The organism is Thermus thalpophilus, from assembly GCF_022760915.1.
GTDB lineage: Bacteria > Deinococcota > Deinococci > Deinococcales > Thermaceae > Thermus > Thermus thalpophilus.
In genome coordinates this window covers 1-10,668 of sequence record NZ_JAKTNS010000050.1, presented here as the reverse complement: position 1 = coordinate 10,668, position 10,668 = coordinate 1, and the positions used below count along the sequence as shown (strand labels likewise).

At 62.1% G+C, this 10,668-nt stretch carries 10 protein-coding genes and 1 pseudogene; 2 read left to right on the top strand and 9 right to left on the bottom strand.

Translation table 11 applies throughout. From position 1 onward, the window contains the following. Together L0D17_RS13960 and L0D17_RS12200 are read left to right on the top strand one after the other, a co-directional pair. Positions 1-297, top strand: a pseudogene (locus L0D17_RS13960) (transposase); the annotation flags it as partial. 16 nt (positions 298-313) lie between these two features. Next, entirely contained in the window at positions 314-814 is a 501-nt protein-coding gene (locus L0D17_RS12200; RefSeq protein ID WP_243095562.1) for a Piwi domain-containing protein, read from the top strand. 100 nt (positions 815-914) lie between these two features. Here L0D17_RS12200 and L0D17_RS12195 read toward each other — a convergent pair whose 3' ends face one another. The 9 genes from L0D17_RS12195 to xylF all read right to left on the bottom strand — a co-directional run bounded on the left by L0D17_RS12195 (position 915) and on the right by xylF (position 10,501). Then, the gene (locus tag L0D17_RS12195) at positions 915-1,637 is read right to left on the bottom strand and encodes an SDR family oxidoreductase (protein ID WP_243095561.1); all 723 of its coding nucleotides are present in this window, start codon (positions 1,635-1,637) and stop codon (positions 915-917) included. Next, a complete protein-coding gene (locus tag L0D17_RS12190) occupies positions 1,630-2,670 on the bottom strand; it encodes a Gfo/Idh/MocA family protein (protein WP_243095560.1) in 1,041 nt (346 codons plus the stop codon). Before L0D17_RS12190 ends, L0D17_RS12195 begins: the two co-directional genes overlap by 8 nt. Beyond that, the gene (locus L0D17_RS12185; protein ID WP_341474697.1) at positions 2,664-3,665 is read right to left on the bottom strand and encodes a M24 family metallopeptidase; all 1,002 of its coding nucleotides are present in this window, start codon (positions 3,663-3,665) and stop codon (positions 2,664-2,666) included. The genes L0D17_RS12190 and L0D17_RS12185 overlap by 7 nt, the downstream gene beginning before the upstream one ends. After that, entirely contained in the window at positions 3,666-5,132 is a 1,467-nt protein-coding gene (gene xylB, locus L0D17_RS12180) for a xylulokinase (protein ID WP_243095558.1), read from the bottom strand. It abuts the gene before it with no gap. Beyond that, positions 5,129-6,292, bottom strand: coding sequence for a xylose isomerase (gene xylA, locus L0D17_RS12175; protein WP_341474696.1), 1,164 nt, complete (start codon positions 6,290-6,292; stop codon positions 5,129-5,131). Before xylA ends, xylB begins: the two co-directional genes overlap by 4 nt. Then, the gene (locus L0D17_RS12170) at positions 6,293-7,414 is read right to left on the bottom strand and encodes an ROK family transcriptional regulator (protein ID WP_243095557.1); all 1,122 of its coding nucleotides are present in this window, start codon (positions 7,412-7,414) and stop codon (positions 6,293-6,295) included. 28 nt (positions 7,415-7,442) lie between these two features. Further along, positions 7,443-8,192, bottom strand: a complete 750-nt coding sequence (locus L0D17_RS12165) for an ATP-binding cassette domain-containing protein (protein WP_243095556.1) — start codon at positions 8,190-8,192, stop codon at positions 7,443-7,445. Next, a complete protein-coding gene (locus L0D17_RS12160; RefSeq protein WP_243095555.1) occupies positions 8,189-9,361 on the bottom strand; it encodes a sugar ABC transporter permease in 1,173 nt (390 codons plus the stop codon). The genes L0D17_RS12165 and L0D17_RS12160 overlap by 4 nt, the downstream gene beginning before the upstream one ends. Before the next feature lie 93 nt (positions 9,362-9,454). Continuing rightward, on the bottom strand, positions 9,455-10,501 hold the full coding sequence (gene xylF / locus L0D17_RS12155; protein ID WP_243095554.1) for a D-xylose ABC transporter substrate-binding protein: 1,047 nt from the start codon (positions 10,499-10,501) through the stop codon (positions 9,455-9,457). Positions 10,502-10,668 lie beyond the last annotated feature (167 nt).

Sequence of the window (10,668 nt, the reverse complement as noted above, 5' to 3'; positions counted from 1 at the left end):
CCGCTTTGGCCTCCTGCCCGGCAACGCTCGGGAGACTTGGGGGGAAGCGCTTTTGCTTGGGCTTCCCGCCGCCCTGGGGGACCGGGGGTTTCGCTGGGGCCGGGGGTGAGGAACTGGATAGAAGCCCGCTTCAGCGTGATGGTGCGCTCTTTGGGGCTTCATCGGGTAGAGGCCAGGTCCTTCTGGGGTCTTTTGGCGCGGGTGAACCTCATCCGCAAGGTACGCTATCGCGTGACCTTAGCCCACAACCTCATCCGGAGCCGGATCCTTCTCAGGATGGCGGGGGTGGGGATTTGAGGTAGCACACGAAGGGATGAGAGGTCAGGAAGAAGCCCTATTGGCCTTCAAGCGCAGGCAGGGTAGCCTGCCCTCGAGGATCCTCCTCCTCCGCGATGGCCGGGTACCCAAGGACGAGTTCACCCTAGCCTTAACAAGGCTTTCGCAGGAGGGCGTGGCTTTTGACCTTGTTTCCGTGCGCAAATCCGGAGGCGGTCGGATCTACCCCACCCGGGGCAGGCTGGCGGATGGGCTCTTCGTCCCCCTGGAAGACAAGACCTTTCTCCTCCTTACGGTCCACCGGGAGTTTCGGGGCACCCCAAGACCCCTAAAGATGGTCCATGAGGAGGGCAACACACCCCTGGAGGCTCTGGCCCGGCAGATTTACCACCTGACCCGCCTCTACCCCGCAAGCGGCTTCCTCTTCCCCCGGCTTCCCGCGCCCCTCCACCTCGCCGACCGATTGGTGAAGGAGGTGGGCCGCCTCGGGGTGCGCCACCTAAAGGACGTGGACCGAGAGAAGCTCTTCTTCGTCTGAGACCAACCCTGGGATCCTTGCAGGACCCTCACCTAGGGCATGGCCGATTGACTCAAGTCCGCGCTCCGGAGATCCCCTCGAGGAAGCGCACGCTCACAGCTCAAAGGGGCTCCACCATTGGCCTTAGCCCGATAAGGAAGGCGCGGGCATGCGGTGGCTGGCTTAGGGCGAAGACCACCGCCTCGGCCACCTCCTCTGGACGCAGAAAGGCGTTTAGGTGGGGGTCTCCTGGGGTTCTCCCGGTACCCCAAGCAAACTCCGTGTTCACCCCACCGGGAGCCACCACGCTGACCCGGATGCCCTTGGGCCTAAGCTCATGGTCCAAAGCCTGGGCGAAACCCACCTGGGCGAACTTGCTCGCACAGTAAACAGCCTCCTGGGGCAAGCCTTTGAGGCCCGCCACCGAGGCTACAAAGACCAGATCGCCGGTTCCCTTTTGCAGGAGAGGGGGTAGAAAAGCCCGGGTGACGAGAAAGCTCACCCGCATGTTGGTGTCCATAATCCAGTCGTAATCCGCAGGGGTAAAATCCAGAATGGATCCGTATTTCCCCACCCCGGCGTTGTTCACCACAATGTCCACCGTGCCGAAAGCGTTAAGGGTATGCTGGCGCAGCGCCTCAACGCTTTCTTCCCTCCGCAAATCCCCCGGCACCACCAAGGCCTGCGCACCCAGGGTATCCGCCTCTTTGCGCACCGCCTCGAGGCGCTCCCGGTCGCGGGCAGCCAGGACTACTTTGGCGCCTCGTTGCGCTAAAGCCAAGGCGATAGCCCGGCCGATGCCCCTGCTAGCCCCCGTGATCACCGCCACCTTACCCTCAAACACGGACCACCTCCCTTTCGCTTCCCCCTTGAGCGCTTTCCAAAACCGCTTGGATGACCGCCTGGGCCACTACCCCGTCGCGCAGGGAAGGAGTGGCCGTAGAACCCTTGGACACGGCCTGCAAAAAGCGGCGGGCTAGCTCGCGAAAGTGAAAAAGCCCCCAGGGCTCCTTAGGGTTTCTGCCCCGAAGCAGGGAAGGCTCAAGGGGTAGCGGCTCCCACGTCCCAGGCCTGCTGGACCAAAAAATCCCCGCTTCCTCTGCTCTTCCCGCCAAGGAAGGCACCACCCGCAAGGCACCCTTTTCCCCTTCCAGTTCCAGGTAGAGGCGTTGCGGCCGCACCGGGTGGACCCGCGAAAGCTCCAAGACGCCCAGCGCACCTCCCGCTTGGGCCAAAACCCCGGCCAAGTCCGGGTTCTCCCTCCCCGGAAATACGGTGGCCACCTGGGCTCGGACCCTTTCTATAGGAGCGCCCAAAAGCCAGATCACCAGGTCAAAAAGATGCGCCCCCAGATCTCCCACCACCCCAGCAGGGCCCCCACCCCCAAGCCTTGCCCGCCAAGGAAGGGGCGCTTGGGGCTCGGCCAAGTAGTCCGCCCAAAAGGCACCACGGAAAGCAACTAGGTGCCCCAGACGCTCGCGGTAAACGAGGGCGCTTTCCGCCGCCCAGTCAGCCCGGGCCGTCAGGGCGGTCATGGCCACCACTCCCTGGGTTTGGACCGCTTGCAAGAGCACCTGGGCCTCGTCTAAATTCACGGCCACCGGCTTTTCCAGGAACACGTGCTTTCCTTGCCGCACCGCCTCGAGGGCCAGGGGCACGTGGGTGGCATCCGGGGTGGCGATGGCCACGGCGTCCACGTCCCGCAAGAAAACCTCATAGTCCTCATAGACCTTGGCCCCATACGCCTCCGCTAGGGACCGGGCCCGCAGGCTTCCGGGAGCGTAAACGCCTTGGATCCTAGCCCCCGCCCCGTGAAAAGCAGGGGCGTGCACTTCCCGGGACCACCAGCCCGCACCCACCAAACCAACCCTCACCATCCGCCCCTCCAAAGGTCCGGTCTCGCCCTCTTTTCCACCCGCACCGTGGGCCAACGGGAGTCCTCCGTGAGGTTAACCAGCCCTTCATCGGTCAGCAGAAAGGTGTCCTCCACCTTGGCCCCAGGCAGGCTCGGGTTCCAGGCCAGAACCATCCCCTCCGCCAAAACCAGCGGGTGGCCCGGAACCGCGATGGCCTCTCGGGAGCGATACCCCCCCACGCCCCCTTGGTGGTGTTCTTCCCACGCCGACGGGAAGCCCACCCGCGCATACGCCCCTTGCAAAGCGGCGAAAACCTCCCCCAACCTAACCCCGGGTCTAGAAGTTCCCAACGCCGCCGCCTCCACCTCCAAGACCTTCTTGTACCGGACCTCCACCTCCGCATCACCTAGGTTCACCATCCGCGTAAAGTTGGCCACCAACCCGCCCCGCTCGGCGCACACCACCGCCATGAAGCTCCGCCCCAAAGGCCGGTCCTTGGGCAAGGGGTGGCGGTGCCGAAAAAGCCGCTCCTCCCCCGCCACCAAAAGAAGTTGCGGGCGGATTCCCAAGCTCCATAGCGCCTCCGCCAAACCCCCAGCCAGCTCCCACTCCTTCCATGTGGGCCTAGCGGCGCGCACCACCTCGCCTGCGGCCTCCGCCGCCTCCCGCCCCAGGCGGCGAAAGGCCTCCTGCGCCTCCTTTGAAAGGACAAGCCGCAGGGGCGTGAGGTCGTGCTCGTAGTCGTTGGGGCTTCCCGGTGGGGGAAAAGCGTACCACGGGTGTACCTTCACGGGAAGCCCTTTGACCTCCTCTTCCACCATGCGCGGGTGTTCTATTCGGGTGGTGTGCAGGACCAGCTCCTCGCCCACCTCCAGGTAGGCCACCCCTTCCCCAAACCCCAGGGTGTTGCTGCCCCCGGTCAGCCAAGCGAAGTTCTCGGGACGGGCCACGAAAAAACGGGAAAAACCTTGGGTTTCCATCCAAGCCCGTAGCCTTCTCCAGTGGTCGTGCAACACCTAAGCCCTCCGGTAGCGTTCCAGAAACAGAGCCACCCAGGCCTCGTATCCCGAGAGGAGCTCCCGGGCCTCGGGGATCGCCTGGGGCGCCGCCACTTCCGCAAGCCGCGTGGCCTTGAGGGCGGCCTCGAGGTCTTGGTAAACCCCTCCTCCCACCATAGCCAGGATGGCGGCCCCACGGGCCGCTCCCTCCTCCCCCACCACCCGGTACAGGGGGACCTGTAAGATCCCGCCCAAGAGGCTAAGCCAAAGATCTGAAGCCGAACCACCCCCCGTGACCAAAAACCCCTCGGCATGGGCCAAGGAGTGCATGGCTTCGTAAACGACTCCCAGGCTTAAAGCCACCCCTTCCAAGACAGCCCGCACCAGGTGGCTGCGTTCATGGGCTAGGGAAAGGCCCAGAAAAGCTCCCCGAAGCCTAGGCTCCAGATAAGGGCTCCGTTCTCCGGCCAAAAAGGGGAGGAAGTAAAGCCCTAAAGCCCCTAGAGGGGCTCGTTCCGCCTCTTTAAGAAGGGTCTCCAGGGAAGCCTCCGGGAAGATCCCGCGCAACCACTCCAAGCTCCCCGCGGCGCTCAGGGTCACTCCCAGGAGGTGATAGGCCCCATCGGCGTGGCAGAAGAGGTGGATCCGGCCTTCAGGATCAGCCATGGGTTCCTCCAGAGGAAGGAAGATCACCCCGCTGGTACCCAAGGAAAGGCTCCCAACCCCTTGACGGTACCGGGAAACGCCCAGACCGATAGCGGCAGCGGCGTTATCCCCCGCCCCCGCCACCACCGGGGTACCGGCTTTTAGCCCCGCCACCGAAGCCCACTCCGGGCGCAAGCCGCCCACCACGCGGTGGCTTTCCCCTAGTTCCGGAAAAAGGGCGGAGGACAAGCCTAGAGCACCGAGGAGATCTTCGTCCCAGACCTTTTCCCGGATGGCCATGGCCCCTACCCCAGAAGCGTCGGAGTACTCCGTGGCCAGGCTTCCAGTAAGGAGATAGCCCAGGTAATCCTTAGGCAACAACACCTTATAGACCCGGCGGAAAAGGTCGGGGTGTTGGCGTCGCAACCAAAGGATCTTGGGAAGTTGGAACCCGGTGATAGCTGGGTTGCCCGTGCGCCGGATGAGCTCGGGGCGCGGAACCACCTCCTCTATCCACCGGACCTCCTCGGCGGTGCGTTGGTCGTTCCAAAGGGGAGCGGGAAGCAAGGGCTGGCCTTCACGATCTAGGAAGACCGCCCCGTGCATCTGGCCAGAAAGCCCAATGGCCACCACCTCCCCCTGGGAGAGCTGGACGGTGAGGGCCAGGAGAACCTCCCGCAAAGCCCTCGCCCAGTCATTGGGGTCCTGCTCGGTCCACCCGGGCCTTGGGACGTGCAAGGGGTAAGGAGCCCGGGCCTCAGCGAGCTTCTGGCCCCTGGGGTCCAAAGCCACCCCTTTGAGGCCGCTCGTGCCCAGGTCCAGCCCCAAAACCACCTTCATCCGCGCACCCCCAAGAGGTGCTCCACCGCCAGCTGATCCAACCGCTCCAGAGCGTACCCGCGGCGCCGCAAGGCGTCTAAGGGGATATCCGCGCGCTTTAGGGCCTCAGCCTTTGCCCGGCTGTAAGAGCCCAGGAGCGCTAGGGCCTTGTCGTCACCCCGGTAATACTCCGCAAGCAGCGCCTGAACTTCTGGATCCTGGCGGAAGGCGTGGGCTTTCTCCTTGAGGATTAAATAGGTGCGCATACATCCCCTAGCGAAGGCCCAGACCCCGTCCTCATCCTCCGTCCTCAGAGCGTGTGCGTCAAAATGCCGCGGTCCTTGGTAGCCGGAATGCTCCAAAAGATCCACCAAGAAGAAGGCGGCCTTTAGGTTCTCCGCTCCAAAGCGCAGATCCTGGTCAAAGCGGCTCATGCGCTGGTCGTTGAGGTCTATATGGAAAAGTTTGCCGGCCTCGAGGACCTGGGCCACAGCGTGGACGAAGTTGAGCCCTGCCATGGTTTCGTGGGCGAACTCGGGGTTGAGGCCAAAGCGTTCGGGACGGTCCAGGGTGTAGATGAAGGCCAACATACTGCCCACGGTGGCGAAGTAGATATCGCCCCTGGGCTCGTTGGGTTTAGGCTCCAGGGCAAAGCGGTACCCATAACCCTGGTCCTCGGCGTAAGCCACCATGTAGTTCAGAGCTTCCCGCACCCACGCCCAAACGTGGCGGCTCTTGCCCGTGGCCTCCACCTCCGCCCCCTCCCTGCCCGGCCAAACCACGTAGATCTCCGCCCCCAACTCTGCCCCCAAGTCCATGGTTTCCAGGCTTTTGCGTAGGGCGTAGGCCCTAACCCAGGGGTCTGGGCTTGTCAAAGCGCCGTCTTTGAAGGCCGGATCGGAGAAAAGGTTGGCGGTGACCATGGGCACCCTCAAGCCGGTTTCCTCGATGGCCCTCTTAAACCGACGAACGATCTGGTCGCGCTCCCGAGGAGGCGTACCCCTGGGGATCAAATCTTCATCGTGGAGGTTCACCCCGTAAACGCCCAGTTCCGCCAATTTATGAACCACATATACCGGGTCAAGCTTCTCCCGCACAGCGTCCCCAAAAGGATCCCGGCCCACATTGCCCACCGTCCAGAGGCCAAAGGTAAACTTGTGTTCCGGCTTAGGTTCGTACACCTACACCACCTCCGCGAAAGCCATCTGTTCTATGAAGTAGGCGGCCGCCAAAGCGCCCGCCCCCAAAAGGGCAGCTTCACGCCCAAACGGGGAAAGCACCACCTGGTCTTTGCTATGAACCCGCAAGGCGTAGCGAGGTAACCTTGCCCGCACCTCCCGAAGGAGGGCCTCCCCTGTAGCTTCCACCAAGGGTCCCCCCAGGACGATCAGGGCCGGGTCTAGGGTGCTCAGGACGATGGCGCAAAGGTGGGCGAGCTTTTCCGCCATGTCGTACAAGCGTTTCTCAGAAGGGTGCGCCTTCCACCTACGAAAACTCAGGTAGACCTCGGCACACCCCCGTTTGCCGCACCCGCAAGTAGGGCCTTCCGGGTTCAGGGGAATGTGCCCTACTTCCCCTGCGTGAAAGCGACCCCCATGGTAAACCTTACGGTCCACCACTACCCCGCCCCCCACGCCTACGCCTAGGTTCAGGTACACGCAGTGATCCACCTCCCATCCACCCAAGGCGTAAAGGCCGTAGGCGGCGGCATTCGCTTCGTTTTCCACCACCAGGGGGACCTCGAGGAGCCCGAGGTCCACCAGGGTTTCCCGTACCATCTCCCCCAGGGCCAGGTCCTGCCAGCCCAGGTTGGGCGCCAGGGTCAAGTGCCCCTCTTCGGGCTCCACAAGGCCCGGCACCGTGACACCCACGCCAAGAATCCGCTTTTCGGCAATCAAGGATTTCGCTGCTTCTGCTAAGAGGCGGAGGGCCTCATGGGGGTCCTTCGGTGCCGGAGGAAGAAGGGTCTTGGCCCGCACCGCACCCGCCAGACTCATAAGGGCTACCGCCATGCGGTCCACATCTATTTCCCAGGCCAGCACCACGTTCTTTTCCCCCTCCACCTCGAGGGCAATGGAGGGCCGGCCCTGGCCCTGTGGAGGAAGGGGCCGCTCCAAGATGAGCCCTTCTTCCAGAAGTTCGGCCACGCTTTCGGTAACGGCAGAAGGGGAGAGCTCCAACTGCTTTGCCAGGTCACTCCGAGAGAGGCCAGGCTCTTTGCGCAACAAGTCTAGAATTCGGGCTTTGTGCCAACGGCGAAGCTGCCGCGTTCCACCTTTAGGGACCTCATACGCGTTGAGCATACTGTCTCGCATTTTGCCAAACCCCGGCCTACCTCCTGAGCTCTCCCGCCAGAATCATCCCTAATACCTCTTCCTGCGTGCTCTCCTGCGCTCGTACGGTTCCCACCACCCTTCCTCCTTTCATCACCGTGATCCGGTCGCTTAGGTCAAAGACGTCGTGGAGATCGTGGCTGATAAGGATGATGCCCAATCCTTCGTCCCGAAGGGTGCGGATAAGCGCTTTCACCCGAGCCGTCTCCCCAGGACCCAAAGCGGCTGTGGGTTCGTCCATGATAAGTACCCGGGCCCGAAAGAGCAGGGCTCGGGCGATGGCCACCGCCTGACGCTGACCACCCGAAAGCCGATGCACGGGAACCCTAAGGGAGGGAAGCCTAGCTCCTACCCGCTCCACAACCTTGCGGGCCTCAGCTTCCATGGCTTCCTCGTCAAGGGAAAGGCGGTAGACCCGTTCCCGCCCCAAAAACACGTTAGCTACAGCATCCAGGTTGTCGGCCAAGGCCAGGTTCTGGTGGATCGTTTCAATGCCCAGGCGCTGCGCATCCCGTGGGGAGGCAAAGCGCACCTCTTCCAGTTCCTGGCCCACCCTTAGGAGAATTCTCCCCTCTTGTGGAGCATAGACTCCAGCGAGGACCCGGATAAAGGTGGTTTTCCCCGCCCCATTGTGGCCCACCAAGCTATGGATTTCCCCCTCGTAAAGATCAAAGGAAACGTTATCCAGAGCTTGGAGCCCGCCAAAACGTAGCGAGACGTTTTCTGCGCGTAGCACAGGCAAGCTCATGTACGCCTCCGGTGAAAACGAGCGTTCCACACTGCTGCTGCCACCAAAACCATACCTAGGATCAGGTTTTGCCACTCCGTGGGCACTCCCATCAGTACCAAGCCGTTTTGCAGGCTGGACATGATAAGTGCTCCCAAAGCCGCTCCGAGGATGGTCCCGCTCCCACCGGCTAACGAGGTGCCCCCCACCACAGCGGCCGCGATGACGTAGAGTTCCAAAAGAGTTCCCATGCCCGTGGGAACAAACCCAAGCCGTGCAGCCTGGACCGCACCAGCCAACGCAGCGAGAAAGCCCATTAAGCCAAAGACCAAAACCTGGACGCGGCGCACGGGAATCCCCGCCAAGAGGGCCGCCTCGGGGTTACCGCCAATGGCGTAAACGTATCGCCCAAAACGGGTGCGCTGGGACAGCCAGTGGAGGAAAACCAAAACTCCCAAGGCGATGAGCACCGGCACAGGAATTCCCCGACCTTGGCCCGTAACGGGGTGGGGAAAACTGTTCATCACCCAGAGAAAACCTCCGAAAACCGCCACCAGGAAAATGGTCACGGCACCATCCACCCAGAGGGCGCGCACAGCGAGGCCATGACGTTGCCTAAGCCATCTTCCCCGCCACACGACCCAGAGGGTATAAGCCAAGGCGGAGAGGGTTACGATCCCGGACCAAAAGGGTCCAAGGGAGCCTTGAAGCCCCCCGCCCAGGATGAGGAAGCTGTCTTGGAGGGGGCCTACAGTCCTACCCTCGGCGATGAGGTAAGCGGCGTTGCGGAAAATGAGAAGCCCCGCCATGGTGACGATGAACGAAGGGGCCCCGAGATAGGCAATAAGGTACCCTTGGAGAAGACCGGCTCCGGTCCCCAACGCCAGGCCCACCAAAAGCGCCAGGGACCAGGGCCACCCTTGGCCGATGGGAGGTACCGCCTGCAAAAGGGCCATGGTCATCCCTGTGAACCCTAAAAGTGACCCCACGCTAAGGTCAATCTGCCGAGCCACGATGACCAAAACCATGCCCCCCACGAGGATGGCCACCACGGCGGTTTGCACGGAAAGGTTCCAGAGGTTTTGGGGGCTCAGAAACTTCCCAGGTTGGCCCAAGGTCATCAGGTGGAAGGCGCCCCAGAGGACCCCCAACACAAAGAGGAGGAAAAGGTTCTGGGAGTGGATGCCCATCCCCGAACGGGAACCTCTCGCTGAAGGACGCATCATCTCCATAGCATTTCTCCAAAAGGGCCCAGGGGACATATCCCCTGGGCCCCAGTTAGGCTAGCGACAGGCGGCGGGAGCCTGAGGCCCGCTCACCCCTTGACAGAGGGCTTCCTTGGTAATCCAACCGGCCTCGAGGACAATATGGAGATTATCCCGAGTAATGGGAATGGGTCGTAGTAGCACAGCGTTCACAACGGTTCCTCGAGGATCCCCAGGCACCCGGAACCTCTGTACACCCTGTATCTGCTCGGGGCGAGTTCCACGGGCTAAGAGAACGGCAATCTCAGCAGCCCGACGTCCGAGCTCTCGGGCATCCTTCCAAACGCTTACCGTTTGCAATCCCCGGGCCACCCGGTTCAATGCGGGCCAATCACCATCTTGGCCAGAAACCGGAACCCTTCCCGCCAACCCCACGGAAGCCAAGGCAGCAATGACGCCTCCTGCGGTACCGTCGTTGGAGGCCACCACCGCATCCACCTGGTTGCGGTTAGCTGCCAGAATTTGCTCCATGTTTCGTTGAGCCACTTCTGGACGCCAACCTTCCGTGTATTGCTTACCTACCACGCGAATCTCTCCCCTACTGATAGCAGGTTGCAGAATTTCCAGCTGTCCTTGGTGGAGAAGGTCAGAGTTGGGGTCTGTAGGCGAGCCTAGGATGAAGACATAATTCCCTCTGGGTCGCACCTGGTAAACAGCCCGGGCTTGTTGCCTACCCACCTCCACATTGTCAAACGAGATATAGAAAGCGTAAGGGTCCGCAATGAGCCGGTCGTACGCCACCACCGGGATCCCAGCCGCATGCGCCTTCTGAACCGCAGGGAGAATTGCGTCTTTATCCCAAGCCAAGATGATGAGGGCGTTCACTCCCCGGGAAATAAGGCTATCCACATCGTTAAGTTGCTTTTCCGCCGAGCTCTGCGCATCGGTGCTAACGTATTGAGCACCCATCCGCGCCAACTGCTCTTTGATCGCAGCCTCATCCCGACGCCAACGCTCTTCCTGGAAGTTGGCCCAACTTACCCCTACCACAAGGGGGCGTTGTTGTGCCCAAGCTCCCGCTGCCAAGACTAGCAGAACCAGAACACCAAACCACCGCTTCCACATACCGCACCTCCCATAGAGCCGGGAAGGAGGCTGGAGTTTGGGAAGGTTTTCTTTATTTCCCGACCCAAACTAATTATAGCGTCGCCTTTGTGCGTTGTCAAGAAAGTACGGGCTCAGTACACGTCAAAACGTGGGACCACCCCTTTAGGATGGACCTGCGCCCACGT